The organism is Nocardia sp. IFM 10818, assembly GCF_054655275.1.
This window is the reverse complement of record NZ_BAAHJH010000001.1, coordinates 4,503,008-4,521,976: the sequence shown is the minus strand read 5'-3', so window position 1 is coordinate 4,521,976 and position 18,969 is coordinate 4,503,008. Positions and strand designations below refer to the sequence as shown.

General features: G+C 68.3%; 20 protein-coding genes and 1 pseudogene. 13 read left to right on the top strand and 8 right to left on the bottom strand.

Annotation, left to right across the window (positions count from 1 at the left end; translation table 11 throughout):
- Window positions 1–141 precede the first annotated feature (141 nt).
- Complete coding sequence (gene gndA, locus ACYQ5L_RS20875) at window positions 142–1,584, top strand: NADP-dependent phosphogluconate dehydrogenase (protein ID WP_459959397.1); 1,443 nt, start codon at window positions 142–144, stop codon at window positions 1,582–1,584.
- A 141-nt stretch (window positions 1,585–1,725) separates the two neighbouring features.
- Window positions 1,726–1,968 (top strand): hypothetical protein, encoded by a 243-nt coding sequence (locus tag ACYQ5L_RS20870; protein WP_459959395.1) that lies wholly within the window; start codon window positions 1,726–1,728, stop codon window positions 1,966–1,968.
- A gap of 36 nt (window positions 1,969–2,004) precedes the next feature.
- Here the strand turns inward: ACYQ5L_RS20870 and ACYQ5L_RS20865 are convergent, their stop codons facing one another.
- The 5 genes from ACYQ5L_RS20865 to ACYQ5L_RS20845 form a co-directional block, all read right to left on the bottom strand.
- Complete coding sequence (locus tag ACYQ5L_RS20865; protein ID WP_459959393.1) at window positions 2,005–2,382, bottom strand: hypothetical protein; 378 nt, start codon at window positions 2,380–2,382, stop codon at window positions 2,005–2,007.
- A gap of 84 nt (window positions 2,383–2,466) precedes the next feature.
- A complete protein-coding gene (locus ACYQ5L_RS20860; protein WP_459959390.1) occupies window positions 2,467–2,910 on the bottom strand; it encodes an SRPBCC family protein in 444 nt (147 codons plus the stop codon).
- A 26-nt stretch (window positions 2,911–2,936) separates the two neighbouring features.
- Complete coding sequence (locus tag ACYQ5L_RS20855) at window positions 2,937–3,287, bottom strand: ArsR/SmtB family transcription factor (RefSeq protein ID WP_379193347.1); 351 nt, start codon at window positions 3,285–3,287, stop codon at window positions 2,937–2,939.
- Window positions 3,284–3,736, bottom strand: a complete 453-nt coding sequence (locus ACYQ5L_RS20850; RefSeq protein ID WP_459959387.1) for an SRPBCC domain-containing protein — start codon at window positions 3,734–3,736, stop codon at window positions 3,284–3,286. Before ACYQ5L_RS20850 ends, ACYQ5L_RS20855 begins: the two co-directional genes overlap by 4 nt.
- Before the next feature lie 101 nt (window positions 3,737–3,837).
- Window positions 3,838–4,338, bottom strand: coding sequence for a CGNR zinc finger domain-containing protein (locus ACYQ5L_RS20845; RefSeq protein WP_459959384.1), 501 nt, complete (start codon window positions 4,336–4,338; stop codon window positions 3,838–3,840).
- Window positions 4,339–4,363: 25 nt separating this feature from the next.
- Between ACYQ5L_RS20845 and ACYQ5L_RS20840 the strand changes: the two genes are divergently transcribed.
- Window positions 4,364–4,558: a hypothetical protein gene (locus tag ACYQ5L_RS20840; protein ID WP_459959381.1), complete on the top strand. Its 195-nt coding sequence runs from the start codon at window positions 4,364–4,366 to the stop codon at window positions 4,556–4,558.
- 10 nt (window positions 4,559–4,568) lie between these two features.
- Here ACYQ5L_RS20840 and ACYQ5L_RS20835 read toward each other — a convergent pair whose 3' ends face one another.
- Window positions 4,569–5,087, bottom strand: a complete 519-nt coding sequence (locus ACYQ5L_RS20835) for a L,D-transpeptidase (RefSeq protein ID WP_459959378.1) — start codon at window positions 5,085–5,087, stop codon at window positions 4,569–4,571.
- Between the two features lie 498 nt (window positions 5,088–5,585).
- Here ACYQ5L_RS20835 and ACYQ5L_RS20830 point away from each other — a divergent pair, with 498 nt between their 5' ends.
- The 7 genes and pseudogenes from ACYQ5L_RS20830 to ACYQ5L_RS20800 all read left to right on the top strand — a co-directional run bounded on the left by ACYQ5L_RS20830 (window position 5,586) and on the right by ACYQ5L_RS20800 (window position 12,714).
- Entirely contained in the window at window positions 5,586–6,518 is a 933-nt protein-coding gene (locus ACYQ5L_RS20830; protein WP_459959377.1) for a glucosyl-3-phosphoglycerate synthase, read from the top strand.
- 34 nt (window positions 6,519–6,552) lie between these two features.
- Window positions 6,553–7,971, top strand: coding sequence for a condensation domain-containing protein (locus tag ACYQ5L_RS20825; RefSeq protein ID WP_459959375.1), 1,419 nt, complete (start codon window positions 6,553–6,555; stop codon window positions 7,969–7,971).
- Window positions 7,972–7,981: 10 nt separating this feature from the next.
- Window positions 7,982–9,664 carry an MFS transporter gene (locus tag ACYQ5L_RS20820; protein ID WP_459959373.1) on the top strand — a complete coding sequence of 561 codons (1,683 nt, stop codon included), beginning with the start codon at window positions 7,982–7,984 and terminating at the stop codon, window positions 9,662–9,664.
- A 71-nt stretch (window positions 9,665–9,735) separates the two neighbouring features.
- Window positions 9,736–10,209, top strand: a complete 474-nt coding sequence (locus tag ACYQ5L_RS20815; RefSeq protein WP_459959372.1) for a carboxymuconolactone decarboxylase family protein — start codon at window positions 9,736–9,738, stop codon at window positions 10,207–10,209.
- Between the two features lie 81 nt (window positions 10,210–10,290).
- Window positions 10,291–11,130 (top strand): endonuclease/exonuclease/phosphatase family protein, encoded by an 840-nt coding sequence (locus tag ACYQ5L_RS20810; RefSeq protein ID WP_459959370.1) that lies wholly within the window; start codon window positions 10,291–10,293, stop codon window positions 11,128–11,130.
- A gap of 3 nt (window positions 11,131–11,133) precedes the next feature.
- A pseudogene (locus ACYQ5L_RS20805) lies at window positions 11,134–11,331 on the top strand (alpha/beta fold hydrolase); the annotation flags it as partial.
- 348 nt (window positions 11,332–11,679) lie between these two features.
- A complete protein-coding gene (locus ACYQ5L_RS20800) occupies window positions 11,680–12,714 on the top strand; it encodes an alpha/beta hydrolase (protein ID WP_459963487.1) in 1,035 nt (344 codons plus the stop codon).
- A 113-nt stretch (window positions 12,715–12,827) separates the two neighbouring features.
- Here the strand turns inward: ACYQ5L_RS20800 and ACYQ5L_RS20795 are convergent, their stop codons facing one another.
- A complete protein-coding gene (locus tag ACYQ5L_RS20795) occupies window positions 12,828–14,351 on the bottom strand; it encodes an MFS transporter (protein ID WP_459959368.1) in 1,524 nt (507 codons plus the stop codon).
- Between the two features lie 75 nt (window positions 14,352–14,426).
- Between ACYQ5L_RS20795 and ACYQ5L_RS20790 the strand changes: the two genes are divergently transcribed.
- Both ACYQ5L_RS20790 and ACYQ5L_RS20785 read left to right on the top strand, forming a co-directional pair.
- Entirely contained in the window at window positions 14,427–15,359 is a 933-nt protein-coding gene (locus ACYQ5L_RS20790) for a LysR family transcriptional regulator (protein WP_459959366.1), read from the top strand.
- 102 nt (window positions 15,360–15,461) lie between these two features.
- Window positions 15,462–16,394 (top strand): fatty acid desaturase, encoded by a 933-nt coding sequence (locus ACYQ5L_RS20785; RefSeq protein ID WP_459959364.1) that lies wholly within the window; start codon window positions 15,462–15,464, stop codon window positions 16,392–16,394.
- 21 nt (window positions 16,395–16,415) lie between these two features.
- Here ACYQ5L_RS20785 and ACYQ5L_RS20780 read toward each other — a convergent pair whose 3' ends face one another.
- On the bottom strand, window positions 16,416–17,198 hold the full coding sequence (locus tag ACYQ5L_RS20780; protein WP_459959362.1) for a DUF899 family protein: 783 nt from the start codon (window positions 17,196–17,198) through the stop codon (window positions 16,416–16,418).
- 178 nt (window positions 17,199–17,376) lie between these two features.
- On the opposite strand from ACYQ5L_RS20780, the gene ACYQ5L_RS20775 reads away from it, so the two are divergent.
- A complete protein-coding gene (locus ACYQ5L_RS20775; protein WP_459959360.1) occupies window positions 17,377–18,957 on the top strand; it encodes an FAD-dependent monooxygenase in 1,581 nt (526 codons plus the stop codon).
- The last annotated feature ends 12 nt before the right edge of the window (window positions 18,958–18,969 follow it).

The following is an 18,969-nucleotide window of genomic DNA, read 5'->3' as shown; positions in this document are numbered from 1 at the left end:
ACCGAACCGCACCACCATCACGGCGCCCCGGAGGCGAGGTAGTAGAAAAGGGGGCGAGGCGTCACGGGAATCCCGCCCGGATGCCGCCCGCCGATTCACCTCGCGCGGTCCCGCAACTACCGAACGGAGAGAGGCCAAGTCATGGCGACCTCTACAGCGCGTGCCCAGATCGGAGTCACCGGCCTGGCGGTCATGGGCAGCAATATCGCCCGCAACTTCGCCAAGCACGGCTACACCGTGGCGCTGCACAACCGCAGCGTCGGCAAGACCGACGCGCTCCTCGAGGCACACGGCGACGACGGCGACTTCGTGCGCACCGAGACCATCGAGGAGTTCGTCGCGGCCCTCGAGAAGCCGCGCCGGGTGCTGATCATGGTCAAGGCGGGCGAGCCCACCGACGCCGTCATCGAAGAGCTGGCCGCGGTCATGGAGCCGGGCGACATCATTATCGACGGCGGCAACGCCCTCTACACCGACACCATTCGCCGTGAGGCCGCCATGGCCGAGCGCGGCCTGAACTTCGTCGGCGCGGGCATCTCCGGCGGCGAGGAGGGCGCGCTCAACGGTCCCGCCATCATGCCGGGCGGCCCGAAGGAGTCCTACGAGTCGCTGGGCCCCATGCTGGAATCCATTGCGGCTCAGGTCGACGGCACCCCCTGCTGCACCCACATCGGCCCCGACGGCTCCGGCCACTTCGTGAAGATGGTGCACAACGGCATCGAGTACGCCGATATGCAGCTCATCGGCGAGGCCTACCACCTGTTCCGCGACGCCCTCGGCTTCGACGCCAAGCAGATCGCGGACGTGTTCACCCAGTGGAACTCCGGTGATCTGGAGTCCTACCTCGTGGAGATCACCGCCGAGGTCCTCGAGCAGGTCGACGCCAAGACGGGCAAGCCGCTCGTCGACGTCATCGTCGATGCCGCCGAGCAGAAGGGCACCGGCCGCTGGACCGTCAAGTCCGCCCTCGACCTGGGCATCCCGGTCACCGGCATTGCCGAGGCCGTCTTCGCCCGCGCCCTGTCCGGCTCCCGCGCCCAGCGCAAGGCCGCGCAGGGCCTGGCCTCGGGCACCCTGGCCGAAAAGCCCACCGACATCGCCCAATTCACCGAGGACATCCGCCAGGCTCTCTACGCCTCCAAGATCGTCGCCTACGCCCAGGGCTTCGACCAGATCGCCGCCGGCAGCGCCGAATACAACTGGAACCTCAACCCCGGCGACCTGGCCACCATCTGGCGCGGCGGCTGCATCATCCGCGCCCGCTTCCTCAACCGCATCAAGGACGCCTACGAGGAGAACCCCGAACTCCCGTCCCTGATCCTGGCCCCCTACTTCCGCGAAGCCATCGAAACCGCTATCGACAGCTGGCGCCGCGTGGTCTCCACCGCGACCCTGCTCGGCATCCCCGTCCCCGCCTTCGCCTCCTCCCTGTCCTACTACGACGCCCTCCGCGCCGAACGCCTCCCGGCAGCCCTCACCCAGGGCCAGCGCGACTTCTTCGGCGCCCACACCTACGAGCGCATCGACGCCGAAGGCAAGTACCACACCCTCTGGAGCGGCGACCGCAGCGAAATCCACGCGTAGTCAAGGAGTTTCGCCCGATCTACCCCGAAGGCCCCGGCTCGCCAGCCGGGGCCTTCGGGGTGTGTGGCCGTTGAGCATTCACTCTGCGCGGCCGAATTGCACCACTGGTGTGCAATACATCAGGACGGTACGGTTGCGCGCATGAAGGTCTCGACGTCCGTCCGTCTCGACGAGGACCTGCTCGAGCACGCCAAGCCGGTCGCCGCCGCGGAAAACGCCGGCATCGCTACCGTCCTGGAACGGCTGCTGCGGCAGGATCGGATGAACCGGGCCGTGGCGCACGCCGCCGCCGTCGAGCGGGAGCTGGGCCAGACCTCACCCGAGTACTACGACGAGCTCGCTGCCGAATACGCCGCAATGGACGGCTCGGACACCGATCGGTGACCGGACCACGCCGCGGGGAGGTGTGGGCGTACCTGGTTACCACGGGCCGACGATGAGTTCCAGGACTGCCAAGGCGATCGCGCCGAGTAAGGCGGTGAGTACTGCGATGAGCAGGGTGAGGCGTCGGGCGGGCCGGGGATTGCGGGGGAAGACTCGGGATGCGATGAAACCGCCCGCAGCGCCGAGGAATCCGAGCAGGAATGCGCCGCCCAGGGCTAGGTAGAAGAGGCTTCCGAGGGCTGCGACGGGGGCTTCGCGGAGGCCGCGGGCGTAGCCGGAGAGGGGGACCGGGAATCGGTAGAGGCTTGCGACCAGGGCGGCGGCGACAGGCGCGGCGACGAGGGCGGTGAGGGCGCCCCACAGGGCTTCTTTCCAGGCGAGCGGGGTGGAGTCGGGCTGCGGAGCATGTGGCATGCTCCGCAGCGTATGGGGGTCCGGGCCGGGTGGGCAGGGGAGGAAACACCCGGCGTGGCGGGTAGAACTACGCGCGGTGGGCTCTCAGTCCCAGCTATCGATCTTGACGTCGTCGGGGTGGGCGGCGCCCGTGCCGGTTTCGAGCAGTTGCTTGAGGCTCACCAGGTAGGTGGCCCACTTGGTGCTGCAGTGGTGCATGAACTCGACCGGTTCCTTCCAGTCGCGATGCTTGAACAGCACGGTGGTGTAGTCGTCGGAGTGGGTGAGGGTCCAGTCGACGTGGGTGCCGATCCATTCCTCGGGTCCGTCGACCACTTCCCACAGCACATGCTTGCCCGGGTCGAGGTCGCGGACGTTCATATCGAATCCACCTGCGGCGAACCGGAATTGGAGTTCGCCGCCGATACTCGCGCCATCGCCCTTGGTGTCGGTGGTCCACCAGCCGGCCAGGCCCTCGGGCGTGGTGAGCGCGGTGTAGACCGCGGAGGCGGGGGATTTGATGCCAACCTTGTGCAGGATGTCGACCATTGCATTTCTTCCTTCGAGAGTGATTCTTATTCGGTGTCGCGCTGATCCTGGGCGCGCTGAATGGCCTCGGCGATGGTCTTGATGCGGCGCAGCCTGGCATCCCAGGCGGCCCCGACCGAGGACAGTTGCGCGACGGCCCGCGCGAGTTGCGCTTCGTCCACGCGGTACCTCTTTTCCCGCCCGGCGGGCGTGGCGTGCACCAGGCCGACCCGGTCGAGCACGCCGAGATGTTTCGCGATGGCCTGCCGTGTCACGGGCAGTTGCTCACTGAGGCCGGTGGCCGTGCCATCGCCGGCCGCCAGGAGCAGGTCGAGCATGCGCCGCCGGGTCGGATCGCCGACCGCGGACCACAGCTCGTCGTCGACCAGGGTGCTCATCGGGTGGACACCAGTTCGGCGATGTACTCGCCGAGCCGGGGGACGAAGGTGTCCCAGCCGATGATGTGCTCGCGGTACATCTCCTCGAGCTGGGCGGCCTCCCAGCCGCGTTCGCGCCAGCCGGACTCGGTGAGCCGGATGCGGGTGCCCGCGCCGATCGGCGTGAGCTCGAAGGTGACCAGCAGTGATTTCGCGTCGTCGGCGACCGTGCTGTCCGGATAGCACCAGCGGAAGGAGAACAACCGCGGCGGATCGACCTCCACCACCAGCATGGCCTCGACATCGACGCGTTCACCCCAGACCAGCTCGCCGACCGCCCCGGGCTTCACCTCGAACGAGGAGTCGTCGGACCACCATTCGTTGATGTGCTCGGGCTTGCTGACGACCTCGAACACCACGTCGGGGGAGGCGTCGACATAGATCTCACGTTCGATGCTGCCGTACTCCATGTTCGGGACCTTTCTCGATACGCAACCTTTTGTTGCACATCAAGGTAGTCCGCTATCGGTCAATGCGCAACCGATGGTTGCATGTTGCCGGAAATGTCCGGTCAGGAGACCTGCCGGCGGCGATGGTCGGCCACATGCACCCGGGTCGAGCAGCGGGTCGAGCAGAAGCGGCGGCGTCCGTTGCGGGAGGTGTCGACGAAGACGATGTCGCAGCCCTCCCGCGCGCAGCGGCCGATGCGGGACGGATCCTCGCAGAACAGGGCGGCCAGGCCGAAGGCGGTATAAGCCTTCACCCGTTCGTCCACGGGCGCGGTCTCGTCGGAGTAGTGCAGGTGCGGCGCGCGCCCGTCGTGGGTCGAAATGTACGGGCGGCTGGTCGTTTTCGCGAGCAGGGCATTGAGCAGCTCGACGGAAGGGCCGGTGAAGACCGCGTCGAGTTCCCTTGTCCAAGCCCGGAGTTCGGCATGCTGGTCCGCGTTGACGGGACCCAGTGGCTTGTAATCGGATTCGGCCAGCAGCTTTCCGAGATCCTGGTCCGGGGCGGCGTTCACCAGCCGGGCGGCCAATTCCGCCGCGACGCCCCCGTAAGGGTTGAAATGCACTAGACCATTACATCAGGGTGGAGACATGTCCGCTACCTGCCCCGCCTGCTCCTGGTCCGAACCGGCGCTCGTATCCGCCCACGGCGCCATCCGCTACCTGCGCTGCGTGTGCGGCAAGTGGCTCATCGAGGAACGCGAGGTCGTGCTGGCCACCGCGGGCAGCAGCGCGTTCTCCGACACGCATCGCGAAACTCGCAGCGGCACAGGGGATGTGAACTGAATCGGCGGCCTTACGGAACGACCTGCACGATATCGCCGGGGTTCAGGTGGTAGAAGGTCTTCTCCGCGCCTTCGGGCGTCATCCGGATGCACCCGTGCGACTGCTCCTCGATGGGACCGATATGGGTGGCGATATCACCGTCGAAGAAGACCGCCCACTTCATCGGGACGTGGTGCAGGGTGCTCCAGTGGTCCTCGCGTTTGAAGTCGACGTCGAAGGTGCCCACATTGGTGCGGTAGCCGGGCCGGCCGTGGGAGATGGGGGTCGGACCGTAGATGACCCGGCCGTCCTCCACCAGCCAGGCCTCGTTCGTGGACAACTGCAGGCACAGCCGCGCCTCGGGCGCGCAGGGTGCGACCACCACGGGAGCCGGGAGCGGCGGAATGATCGAGGGGATGCCCGGGATATCGGGACCGCCGGGCCACAGGGGGTCGGCCTGCGCCGGGCCCGCCGTGGCAAACCCCGCGGCCGCCACACCTGCGAGAACCGCGACGCCCGCCACCCAGGTTCTTGATTGCTCACTGCCCATGACCCGTCCAGCCTTTCGCTCGGAAAAACCTCGGAAGGGGTTCAATCATACTGCCCGGCAGGCGCTTTCGCGCTCGATCCGCGGCCGGGTGCGCTATTCGATCAAGAACTGTGATCAACCGCGGTGATCTCACCCTGTTAGGATTTCATCAAAATGATCAGAACGATTTAAATAACGCAGCGGCAATCACTTTTCGCCATTTCTGCGATTGCCGTCACTTTCATGCCGGGCGAACATGCCCGAATTGCCTGAGCTATACCCAAATTGGTTAATGGCAGGTTACTTCCACCTGAAAGATTCATATCTCAGATAGCTAGCCGAGCAAACGAGTTGTACTGTCCGATCATCGCAGCGCGGCGATTCTCGAATCCCTACACCCACCGGGTGGTGAAGTGATCACGACCACTTCCGAAAACCCTTGCCGTGGTTCGCAATGAGTGCGAGTCTGCGGCTCACCCGGTACCTCACACAGTACATCTCTTCTGATAGGTGGTCGAAATGGCCGATCTGTTGGTAAATGAGTTCCACGGCGATATTCGCACCTGGTCCGCACCGCATTGGAGCGCGCACGACCTGATCGCCGCAAAACGCGGAAGGACGGTTTCCGTCGTTCTCCCCGCACTCAACGAGGAAGCGACCGTGGCCGATGTCGTCCACGCGGTCCGCTCCCTGCCGCCCGGGCTGGTGGACGAATTGATCGTCATGGATTCCGGGTCCTCCGATGCCACCATGCGCGTCGCCGCCGAGGCCGGCGCCACGGTGGTGAGCCGGGAGGAGGTGCTGCCCGAGCATCCGCCGGTGCCCGGCAAGGGCGAGGTGCTGTGGCGGTCGCTGGCGGTGGCCTCCGGCGACATCGTCATGTTCATGGATTCCGATCTCATCGATCCGGATCCGCAATTCGTGCCCAAACTCATCGGGCCGCTGCTGCTCGATGAATCGCTGGTGTTCAGCAAGGCCTATTACCGTCGGCCCCTGCTCGTCGGCGAGACCTTCGACGAATCCGGCGGCGGCCGGGTGACCGAGCTCGTGGCGCGGCCGCTGCTGGCGGCGCTGCGGCCCGGACTGCGCCATGTGGTGCAACCGCTGGGCGGTGAATACGCCGCGACCCGCGATGCGCTCGAGAGGCTCGCCTTCGCACCGCATTACGGCGTCGAAATCGGTCTGCTCATCGATGTGTACGACATGTACGGAGCCTCGGCCATCGGCCAGGTCGACCTGGGCGTGCGCAAACACCGCAACCGCCCACTGCACGAATTGGGCGTCATGAGCCGCCAAATCATGGCCACGGCGCTGGAACGGTGCGGTCTGCCCGATTCGGGCGCCGGCATCGTCCAATTCCCGCTGGGCACCGAAGGTTTCGCGCCGCGCGAATCCGCCTTGCATACCGAGCATCGGCCGCCGATGAATTCGCTGCTGCGGATCGCGTCCTGAAAACCGCTCTGGAAAAAGCAAGGAGGCAACAATCATGATGCAGAGCGGGCTCATCGACGACTGGCGGCCCAAGGGCGGCCGGCTGACGATCATCCGTCCCACCGAGAGCGCGCGGGCGGCGGCCATCCGCGCCCGCGCCGACGACACCCCGCCGTCCTTCCAGCAGGACGCCTACCTGGAAATGGCGCGGACCGCCAAGCAGACCGGCGGCCGCTTCGACCGGCTCATCCTGTGCGCGTTCACCCTCGAAGGCGAACCCGACATCCCGGCGCTGGTCCGCGCCACCACGGCGGTGGTGCGCCGCCACGACGCCTTCCACAGCTGGTTCGAAATCGACGACGAACTCCGGATCCAGCGGCGCGTGCTGGCGGCCGACGACATCGATCTGGCCGCCGATTCCTGGGGTGAGATCGACGGCCTGCTGATCAGCCGCATTCTGCAGCGGGTCACCCCCGGCCCGACCAGCTGGGATTGCTTCACCTTCGCCGTCATCGATCACGGCGGCTCGTTCACCGTGGTGGTGGCCTGCGATCACCTCAATACCGATGCCGTCTCCGGCGGCATCATCAGCGGCGAACTCGTGCAGCTGTATTTCGATCCCACCGCGGCGACGCGGCTGGCGGAAATCCCGGTGGGCAGCTACCGGGAGTACTGCGAGCGCGAACGCGCGCAAGCGGCCGAACTCGCCGCGCATTCGCCCCAGATCACCGAATGGGCCGACCGCATCCTGGCCAATGGCGGCCGCCTGCCGAGTTTCCCGCTGCCACTGCAGGACCCCGAGGCGAAGGTGTCCGCCTCGGCGGCCTCGGATCGGCGGGTCCTCTTGTCCGGACCGCTGGCCGACGCCTTCGAAGCCGAATGCGCCCGAGCCGGAGTGCGGTTGGTGTCCGGCGTCTTCGCCGCGGCCGCCTACGCCGACTACCAGCTGTCGGGCCGCACCCGGTACTTCAATCTGTCGCCGAAGAACACCCGCACCGGCGCCGCCGAGCATCGCACCGTCGGCTGGTATGCGAGCCTGATCCCCATTGCCTTCGAATTCGATCCCGCGGAAGGTTTCGCCGCGACGGCGCAGCGCGCCGATGCCGCCTTCACCGCCGGAAAATGGCTGTCGAACGTCTCCCTGCACCGGGTGGTGGAATTGCTGGAATCGCACGAGGGGTTCCATGTGCGGCGCGGCTGGGTGGCGCCCATGCTGTCGTTCCTGGATCTGCGGAAACTGCCCGGCGCCGAGCTGTTCTCCGCCCTGGACTTCTCCTTCTTCGGCAGTCGCGGCACCTCCGAAGAGGTCTACACCTGGGTGCAGCGCACCGAGGACATGATCTGGGCGGCCTCCCTGTTCCCCGACACCCCGATCGCCGGCGGCGCGATGACGCGCTACTGCGATGTCCTCACCCGGGTCATGGAATCGATCGCGCATTCCGGAACCGGTCCGCTCTCCCGCGACGTCGCGTGACGGGCCCTCCGTGAGCGCACTCGACATCCCTCTCGAAACCCCGCGCCCCGCACGGAATTCCACCGTGTGGGCCGGGGTGGCGGCGGTCTTCATCGCCGTTTTCATGCAAATGGTCGATGCGACGATCGTGACCGTCGCGATTCCCGATATCGTGCGCGATCTCGGCGCGAGCTCGGCCGAATCCTCGCTCATGCTCACCGGGTACACCGTCGCACTGGCGTGCGCGCTGCTGCCGAGCGCGCGGCTGGGAATGCGCTGGGGCCGTGGCGGTTTCTTCACCGCCGCGCTCGCGGTCTTCGTCGCCGCCTCGGTGCTGTGCGGCTTGGCCCCGACCCCGCTCACCCTCATTGCCGCGCGCGTGCTGCAAGGCGCCGCGGCCGGCGCGGTCTCGGCACAGCCGATCGCCCTTATCAGTGCCCGGTTCGCCGATACCGCGCGCCGCAATCTCGCCTTCGCGCTCTACGGCGCGACGGCGGGCACCGCGGCCATGCTGGGGCCGCTCATCGGGGGAGTGCTGCTCGGCACGAATCCCCTCGACCTGTCCTGGCGTTCGATCTTCCTGGTGAATCTGATCCCCGGCGCGGTGGCGCTCGCCTTGGCCGCCCGGCACCTGCGCGGATCGGTGGAGCGGGAACGCTGCGCCCTCGACGCGGTGGGCGCGGTGCTGGCGACGGCCGGGCTGTTCCTGCTCATCTACGGGCTCTCGATCGGCCGTGAACACCGCTGGTCGCCACCGATTCTCGCCATGCTGGCGGGCGCGCTGGCGATCTTCGCGGCCTTCGTCGTCCACGAACGCCGGGTGGCCGCGCGCGGCGGAGCACCCCTGATCGATCCCGGATTGTTCGTCGCCCCACGGTTTTTCGGCTGGATCCTGGCCTGTCTGGTGGTGTACGGCGTCTTCGGCGCCTACCTCTTCACCATGTCGGTGTCGCTGCAATTCGGGCTCGGCTACAGCGCGCTGCGCACGGGAGTGGCGACGCTGCCGTTCTCGGCGGGCGCGGTCATCGGCGCACTGTCCGCCCCGCGATTGGCGGGCTTGCTCGGCAACCGGCTGATCGGCATCGGCTGTGCCCTGTTCGGCGTGCTGCTGGCCGGCTGGCTGCTGGCCCTGGAACCGTCACCTGCCACGCTGTCGTGGCCGGTGCTGATGATCCCGCTGATCCTGGGCGGGCTGGGCGTGGGCGCGGCGGCCGCGCGCCTGCAGATCGCGGTCGTCGAGGCCGTCCCGCCGCGCTCCATCGATTCCGCCTCCGGCCTGGTGCCCACCGCCCAGCAGGTCGGGAACTCCCTGGGCGTGGCGCTGATCGGCATCCTGTTCTTCCATGCCATCGCCGTCGCGGCGCCCGCGGCCGTGAGCCAGGAGCGCGACCGGCTCCAGCAGCAGCTCACGGCGGTCACCCCGTTCGCCCCGACCATTGCCGGCGAATTCGCCCGCTGCGCGACCCTGCAACTGCAATCGCCCACACCGGAACGAACCCCCGACGGCTGTGATCACTCCGCGGCCTCGAACCAGCAGCCCGGCGCCGCCAAGATCGCCGAACAAGTGACGCCGGTCGTCCAGGACGCCGCGCGGAGCCTGTCGGGGACGGTCTTCGTCACCGCCTTCCGGGTATCGGTGGCCGTCCTGCTCGTACTCGTCTCCCTGACGAGCCTCCCGCTGCTGATTCGACGGCGAAACAGCAACGCTCCCTGAGCGTCGGCCTCACATTCCGCCGTGCTGTCTCGTCGGAGGAATGTAGGCATCGACGACGTGAGGAGCACATGATGGAAGCTCGCCTGAATCTGCTGGAGAGCCCGATCGCGGCCAAATCCCTGAAGTATCTCGTCTCGGCGGGCAAGGTGGTCGCGGACTCGACGCTGCCGTACGCGATCCAGGAGTTGATGCGGTTGCGCGCCAGCCAGATCAATGGATGCGGGGCCTGCGTGGATATCCACACCAAGGAGGCCGCACACGCCGGAGAGGACGCCGTGCGCCTGCATCTGGTGGCGGCCTGGCGGGATGCGTCGGTATTCACCGAGGCCGAGCGGGCGGCACTGGAATTGACCGAACAGGGCACCCGTATCGCCGATGCGGCGGGCGGGGTGACCGATGCGGCCTGGGCGAATGTCGTCAAGCATTTCGACGAGGACCAGATCGGCGCGATGGTGGCGCTCATCGCCAATATCAATGCCTTCAACCGGTTGAACGTGATCACCCAGCAGGCCGGCGGGAACTACCGGGTCGGGCAGCTCGGATAACGAGAACTACACGCCCGGGCACGGTTCACCGGTGCCCGGGCGTTGTCCGTCGTATTCGACCCGGGAAGGTGAAGCAGAGCAATGCATTTGAGAATCGTCACCATCAATGTCCAGAATCGCGAAGGCGACAAGCGGCGACTCGAGCTGCTCAATCAGGAATTGCGGCGGCTGGAACCCGATTTGGTGGCACTCCAGGAGGTGGTCGACGACGGTCACCTCGACGAACTGCTGGAGGGCACCGGATTGCACGGCACCCACCAGTCCGCGGGGCTGCCCTATACGCCGCCATTCGTCGGCCGCTACGGCGGCAATGCGGTGGCCAGCCGCTGGCCGCATCACATTGTGGAAGTCCTGGATCTGCGCGTGGCGGGCGCCGCGGACGTGCCCTGGTGCACGGTGGCGGTCAAGGTGCCGTTGCCGGAGGTGGGCGAGGTGCTGTTCATTTCCGCCACGGCGGCATGGCGATTGGACGACGAGGCCGTGCGCGAACAGCAGGCGCTGGCGCTCACCGATCTGGATGCGCGGCATCGCACCGACCTGCCGACGATCATCGCCGGTGATTTCAATGCCGAGCCGGACGCGGCGAGCATCCGCTATCTCACCGGCCGGCAATCACTGTCGGGGCGCAGCGTGCACTATCACGACGCCTGGGAGATTGCCGGAGACGGCCCGGGGCATACCTGGAGTGTCGACAATGCGAATGCCGCCGCGCTGTTCGATCAGATCGTGCGCCAGCCGGGGCATCGGCGGCGGCTCGACTACGTGTTCACCGGATCGTGGCACGCGCATCCGCGGGCCCGCTGCGCGGTTCGCGCCGCGCGCCTGGCCTTCGACGAGCCGGTCGACGGGGTCTGGCCCAGTGATCACTACGGCGTGGTCGTCGATGTCGACATCGAGATCGATACACCGCGAGAAGGGTAAGAGATGAGTGGCGTCCGGCACCGCGGGATCACCGTCGACGGCATCGACACGTTCTATCGCGAAGCAGGTCCCGGCGACGGGCCGATTCTGCTGCTGCCCCACGGCTATCCGTGCTCGTCGTTCGAATTCCGCGACCTGATGCCGACCCTCGCCGACAGTTGGCGGACGGTGGCCCCCGATCTGCCAGGATTCGGCTACACCGATGCGCCCGCGGGCTTCCCGGGCACCTTCGACGCCTACACCGAATTCCTGCGGCGCTTCACCGGGGTGCTCGCGGCGGCCGTGAGCGAGGCGGGATTCCGCGACGAATTCATCGGGGAACTGCCCGCTGTCTGCGCGAACACCGGCCGCCGACGCTCATCGCATGGGCCGCCACGACGGGTACATGCCCGACGCGGCGGCCCACGCTTACCACCGCGATCACCCCGAGGCCGAGCCGCACCTGCTCGACGGTGGGCATTGGCTGCTGGAAACCCATCTGCCGGACGTGATTTCGCTGATTCGAGATTCCCTGGACCGTTCGCTGTACAGCGGACTAGCGTGGTGTGGATGTTGCCATGGTCTGCCGAACTCGCGGGACGTCTCGACGAGCACACCATCGACAGCGCGCTGCTGCGCGACAACCCGTTGAAGGATCCGCACGAGCGGCCGCTGTGGGTGTACGTGCCACCGGGGTACGACGAGGAGGAGCGGCGGTACCCGGTGGTGTACGTGATCCAGGGGTACACCGGGCATATCGCCATGTGGCGCAACCGGATGCCGTTCCGCCGCCCGTTCCCCGAGACCGCCGACGAGGTGTTCGCCGCCGGAACGGCGCCGCCGGCCATTGTGGTCTATGTCGACGCGTGGACCGCCTACGGCGGCAGCCAGTTCGTCGACTCCTCCGGAACCGGGCTCTACCACTCGTATCTGTGTGACGAGGTGGTGCCGTGGGTGGACGCCAACTACCGCACGCTCGCCGATCGGGACCATCGCGCCATCATGGGCAAGAGCAGCGGCGGCTTCGGCGCCATGATCACGCCCATGCTGCGCCCGGATCTGTTCGGCGCCTTGGCGACCCATGCCGGGGACGCGCTCTACGAGTTCAGCTACATCCCCGAATTCGCCAAGGCGGTACGGCATCTGCGCCGCTACGACGGCGATATCCACCGCTGGTGGGAGAGCTTCAACGAGCGGGTGTCCTTCACCGAACCCGAGGACCACGACCTGCTCACCCTCTACGGCGTCGCGGCCTGCTTCTCGCCCGCGGTGGACGGGCGGCCCGAGCTACCGTTCGATCCGCACACCGGCGTCCTGAAACCCGAGGTGTGGCAACGATGGCTGGCCTGGGACCCGGTGCGCATGGTGCCCGGCCACGCCGAGGCGCTGCGGTCGATGCGGGCGATCTGGATCGACGGCGGCACCCGGGACGAGTGGTACCTCGATATCGGCGCGAAGGCCTTCCGCAATGCCCTGCTGGCCGGCGACGTGGATCCGGAGATCATCCACTTCGAGCTGTTCGACGCCGGGCACGGCGGCATCGACTACCGCTATCCGATGTCGCTGGCATGGCTGGTGCGCCGGCTCGGCAATGGCGAATCCTAGTCGGGGCACCGCGTGTCCGCCGGTGGAACGGTGGCGACGAACGGCGAATCGGCGGGTGTGACGGTCGTGCCTGCCGGTCGATCCGTGCACGCGGTCGCCACCACAACCAGCCGTTACGCCGGGGCTGCGGCGGTGCGGCGTGACAGCAGCGACTGGGCCACGACCAGCGCGCCGAGGATCAGCACGGCCACACCGATCATCCGCAACCCGGCGTCCGCGGCCGAGACGAAGGCGGTGATCACCTCGGCGGACCGGGACGGGCCGGTCGCGGCGAGGGCTCGGGCGACGGTGTGCGGATCGTGGACGGCACGGATATCCGATGGCAGCGCGTCGACGAAGCGGGCTGTCAGGATGGTGCCGATGACGGCCACGCCGAGGGCGCTGCCGAATTCACGGGTGGTGGCCTGCAATCCGGTGCCGACTCCGGCCTGCGCCGCGGGCAGTGCGCCCGCAATGACCCCGGACAGCGTCGGAAGGGCCAGTGTCACACCGATTCCGGTGACCACGAGCCACGCGGCATAGCCGAGGTACGGCGTGTGCGCACCGGTCGTGGACAGGCCGAGCAGGCCGCCGCCGACGAAGAGGAAGGCCAGCGCGATGGTGGCGTCCAAGCCGATGCGCTGCGACAGGCGTCCGACATAGCGTGCGCCGACGATGATGGGCAGCGTGAGTGGGATAACGCCCAAACCGGTTTGCAGCACACCGAATCCCTTGCCGTACTGCAAGAACGAGGCATTGACGTAGAACAGCGCGAACATGCCGAAGAAGACCGTCGTCATACCCAGGCAGGCGCAGCGCAGGGCCGGAATGCGCAGCAGGCGGGGATCGAGCAGCGGATGCTCGATCTTCAACTCCACCACGGTCCACACCGCGAAAAGCACGGCCGCGCTGACGAACCCGGTAATGACCACGGCGCTGCTCCAACCCGCTTCCGGGCCTTCGACAATGCCGACCAGCAGTGCGACCGAGGCCGCCACCAGCAAGACCGTGCCGAGCGGATCGAGACGGCGGTCGTGCCGCGCCGACACCGGCGCGATCCGGGCGGCGAGCGCGGCCAGCAGCAGCGCGAGCGGGACGGCGGCGGCGAACAGCCAGCGCCAGGATCCGCTCGTCAGCACCGCACCACCGCCCGCATTGCCCGCCACCCCGCCGATACCGGTCATCGACGCCCAGGTCGCGACGGTCGCGGCCTTGCGGTCGGCGGGCACGGCATGCAGCAGGATCGCGAGCGTATTGGGCAGCACCGCCGCCGCGCCGACACCGGTAATGGCGCGCCCCGCCAGCAGGGCGGCCACATTCGGCGCCACCGCCGACAGCAGTGCGCCCGCCGCGAACAGCAGCAGCCCCGTGAGCAGGACGCCCTTGCGGCCGAAGCGGTCTCCCGCCGCGCCGCCCGGAATCACCAAGCAGGCGAAGCAGATCACGTAGGTGTCCACGATCCAGATGAGCGCCGAGGCGGATGGATGCAGATCGCTCGCGGCGAGCATGGGCACGGCGAGGTTGATGGCGGCGACCATGCCGACGACGAGGGCGACGCAGGCGCACATGACGGTGAGCAAGCCGCGCTGCGACACCGGCCGCACGGGTCGCTCACGCGGCGCGGTCGAGGGCTTGCTGGTCGAGACATTCCATGACATGGCTACGACGGTAGAAATCCCGCCATTCTTCGTGCCACGCAACTTTGGCAATCAACAGTTGCATACGATGCAACAATGCCCGCCGAGCAGCTCGACCTGAACCTCCTGCGCGTCTTCGACGCACTACTCCAGGAGGGCAGCGTCACCGCGGCGTCCGAACGCCTGCACCTGTCCATCCCCGCCACGAGCCGCGCGCTCGGCAGGCTGCGCCGGGCCATGCACGACCCGATCCTGGTGCGCGCCGGTCGCGGCATGGCCCCGACCCCGTTCGCCCTGCGCACCGCGCCGCGGGTGCGTTCACTGCTCGACGAGGCGGCCGCGCTGATCAGCGCCGACCGGACGATCCCGATCGTGGAGCTGAAGCGCACCTTCACGATTCGCATCAACGACGGCGTAGCGGCCACCCTCGCCACCGCCGCCGTCGACGCCACCGCCGCCCTCGCGCCGAATGTCACGCTCCGGTTCGTGGCCGAAGGCAGCGAAAGCCCCGAAGCCCTGCGCGACGGTTCGGTCGACCTCGATATCGGTGCGGGCGAAGTCACCGCCCCCGACATCCGCAGCACCCTGCTCTACCGCGAACAGGTCGTCGGCATCGTCGGCGCCGCCAGCCCACTGGGCCGCCACCGTCGCCCCACCCTGCGCCAACTATCCCGGCACGCCCACGTATCGGCCTCCCGCCGCGGCCGCGCCCGCGGCCCGCTCGACGATGCGCTCGAGGCCGCGGGCCTGCAACGCCACGTCGCCGCCGTCGTCCCCACCTACGCCGTCGCCATCCTGCTGGTCTCCGCCAGCGACTACGTCGGCCTGGTTCCCCGACGCCTGGCCGAACAGTACGCACCGCCGCTGGGCCTCCGCTGGTTCCCCATCCCAGCCGAATTGCCGGAAGTCCAAGTCCGCCTGCTCTGGCACGCCCGCCTCGACGCCGACCCCGCCCAACGCTGGCTCCGTGAAACGATCCGCACGGCCCTGGGCGCGCCCGCCGCCGGAAATCAAGCCGACGGAAACTGACCGTTCACCTCCGATTCGCACTTTGAAAACCTTGTGCGACAAGCGATTATGCCGTTGCACTCTCACCACGACGGGGCGTCCGCGCGAACCTATTCTGGTGGCATGCCGAAGGCATCTGCCGCCATGCCCGCATCTCGCAGGAACCGACGTCCGGAACGATCCGTCTCGCTGTGGCTGGCCGCCGCCGCCAGTGCGGGCGGGCTGTTTCAATTGTTCGCGCTACCGCTGATCCTGTTGCCGCGCAGCGTGAGCTGGGGTTGGCTGCTGGTGCCGCTGGTGCTGTCGACCACGCCGTTCTGGTCGGTTGTTCACGAATCCGTTCACGGCACGCTGACCGCTCGGCGCGGTCTCAACGATCATTGCGGGCGGGCGCTGGCGGTGCTGTACGGCTCGCCGTTCGCCCTGCTCAAAACCGGGCATCTGCTGCATCACCGGTTCAGCCGGACCCGGGAGCGGACCGAGATCTATGACCCGGCGACCTCGAGCTGGGTGCGGACCGCGCCCGGGTATTACTTGCGGTTGTTGGGCGGGCTGTATCTGCTGGAGGTGTCCGCGCTCCTGCTCGCCGCCTTCCCCGCCGCCGCGCTGCGCCGGCTCGCCCGTCGCCTGGACTCGCCCGACACCGTCTCCGGACCGCTGTTCGAGCGCCTCGCACAACCGAAGGTGCTGCGGCAGTTCCGCATCGATGCCGCCGCGATCGTCGCGCTCTACGCCGCGGCGCTCGCCGCCTACGGTGCGCACGCCTGGATGCTGCTGGCCGCGCTCGGCGGGCGCGCGGTGATCATCTCGGTGTCGGACAACGCCTATCACTACGGCACCGATCTGGACGCGCCGCTCGAAGCGCTGAATCTGCGCCTACCGCGGGCGCTCGAGCGGTTCGCGCTGAATTTCAACCTGCACGGCGTGCATCATCGCCATCCGGGCCTGCGCTGGTACGAATTGCGCGCGGCATTCCTGGCCGAGGACGGCCGATACGACCTCGGCTGGTTCGGCGCGGCGGCGCGTCAGCTACGTGGGCCGATCAAGCTGCCGTAGTGCGGATTCGGTTGCGCTTCATCAGCAGTAGTGCTCGGGCCGTCCCAGGGTTTCGACCGGAGTCGCGCCGGGCCGGGTCCACTGCGGAACAGGCCGGCTGGTCTCACCCCAGGTGGCGTTGCCGTCGGCGTCCGAGCGCCAGTACCAGCATGATTCACGCCCCTGCGGCCAGCCGTGCGGATGGTCCTCCCACGCCTCGCCGCGGCCGTAGGGCGTCACATCGAGCAGGGCCATGGACCCGTTGACCAGCTCGGTGCCGCGGCTGGTGGTGGAGTAGGTGAGGAATACGCGGCCGCCGTCGCGCAGGAAGCAACTCAGGTAACCCGGTGCGCCGCCGACCGGTTCGTCCAGGCCGCGCACCGAGTACCAGGGCTGGGTGTAGCCCATGAACTCGACGTACGGGGCGACCTCCCCCCATCGCCCCGAGGTCAGGACCGCGAAGGAGACGCCGCGGGCATTGAGGTAGACCGCGTCCTTCAGATGCCAGACCGTGGTGGTGCAGCCCTCGCACTGCCCTTGGTGCGGTGCGCCGTCCCACCACATGTGCTGATAGCACACGAGTTCGTCGCGGCCCTGGAACAGGTCGAGGAACGGTGTCGGGCCCTCGGGTCCGACGACCTCGACCTTCCCGTCGAATTCCACCATCGGCAGCCGGCGGCGCTCCGCGGCCAGGGCGTCGCCCGCGCGGGTGTGCGCCTTCTCGCGGACCAGCAGTTCGGCGCGGGCGGCCTGCCAGGTGGCAAGGTCGGCAATGGGCGGACGGCCGGGCAGCTCGGTGGCCGGATCGTGCGGTGTGGTCGTCATGATGTCCTCCGTGTGTCTCGTACCGGCAGCGCCGTGCGACGTCGGACGACGCTCACTGGTACTGACGCGGATACCCGCGCGAACTCATCGCGATCACGGGCGGCGGGTGCGCGGGAGTGGGAAGCTATAGGCGGGGATTCGTTCGAAGCTGTGCCATGCCGACGGGCGGGAGCTCGACATGCCGGAAGTAAGCGATGTGGCCGACGTCCTGGTGGTCGGCGGCGGGCCGGTCGGGCTGACCGCGCGGGCGCTGCTGGAGCGCTGGGGCGTGCGGGTGGTGCTGGTCGAGAAACACGGTGGGCTGCCGCCGTTTCCGCGGTCACGGCTGGTCAATATGCGATCGATGGAGATCTTCCGGCGGCTCGGGCTGGCCGCCGAGATCACCCGGGTGGGGTTCGCGCCGGAGTTCGGGCGGGCGCGTTTCCGGGACACCCTGCGCGACAGCGATTTCGCGTCGGCGGCCATGGTCGGGATCAACGGGGCGATCGCGGAGAGCCCGGAGATCGGTGTGGTCACCTCGCAGGACCGCTTGGAACCCATCCTGCTCGGCGCGGGCGATACGCCGGTGCGGTTCGGGGTGGAGCTCACCGATCTGATCGCGGACGACGACGGCGTGACGGCCGTGCTCACCGATCTGGGCGGGGGCGGGCGCTCGCAGCTGCGGGCGCGCTATGTGCTCGCCGCCGACGGCGCGAATTCGACTGTCCGGCAGCGGCTGGGCATCGGCACCAATGGGCCGGGCGCGCTCGGGCGGTTCACCACCGTGGTGTTCGACGCTGACCTGCGCGACCTGTCGGCCACGCAGCCCGCCGGGGTGTACTTCACCAGGCACGGCTCGTTCGCGCCGCTGTATCCCGAGGGCGGATGGGCGTGGTTCGGGCGCACTCCCGAGGATGCCGCGACCGCCGACTGGGCGGCGCTGGTGTCGCGCGCCGTCGGTCCCGGCAGCGAGGTGAAACCCGAGGTGCTGCGGGTGCAGCACTGGGTGATGAACGCCTTCGTGGCCGACCGGTTCGCGCGCGGGCGCATCCTGCTGGCCGGGGATGCGGCGCACGCGGTCCCGGTGAACGGCGGTCTGGGAATGAACGCCGGGCTCGCCGATGTGCACAATCTGTGCTGGAAGCTGGCGGGCGTGCTGCACGGCTGGGCCGGGCCGGGATTGCTGGAAACCTATGAGCCCGAACGGCTTCCCGCCGCCCACCGGACGCTGCGGCAGGCCGTGGCCAATGCCCGGCTGGCGATCCGGGTGCAGACCTCGCGACGGGCGCCGGATGACGGTGCGGCGGGCGCACCGACGGGCGAACCGCCGTGGACCACGCAGTTCTCCGATCAGCGGGGTCTGCTGCTCGGCGTCACCTACAACTCCGCCGCCGTGCTGTCCGACGGCAGTGCACCGTCCGGCGCGGCCCTGCCCGGCGGCGCGCCCGCCACCGCCTTCACCCCCGCGGCCATCCCGGGCCAGCGCTTGCCGCACCTGTGGCTCACGCCGCAGCGATCGACGCTCGACACCCTCGGCGAGTGGTTCACGCTGCTGACCCCGGATCCGGACCGCTGGGAACGCTGCCGAATCCCGCACTGGCCGTTGCGGATCGAGCCGCTGGCAATCGAACATGCGGCCCACTACGGGCTGGGCCTGCAAGGCGCTCTGCTCGTCCGGCCCGACGATCACATCGGCGCGCGCTGGCACGACTACCCGCCCAGCGACACCGCCCTGCGCGACGCCTTGGCCATGCTCACCGACGGTCCCGGAGAGCCCTGAGGCACAACAGAT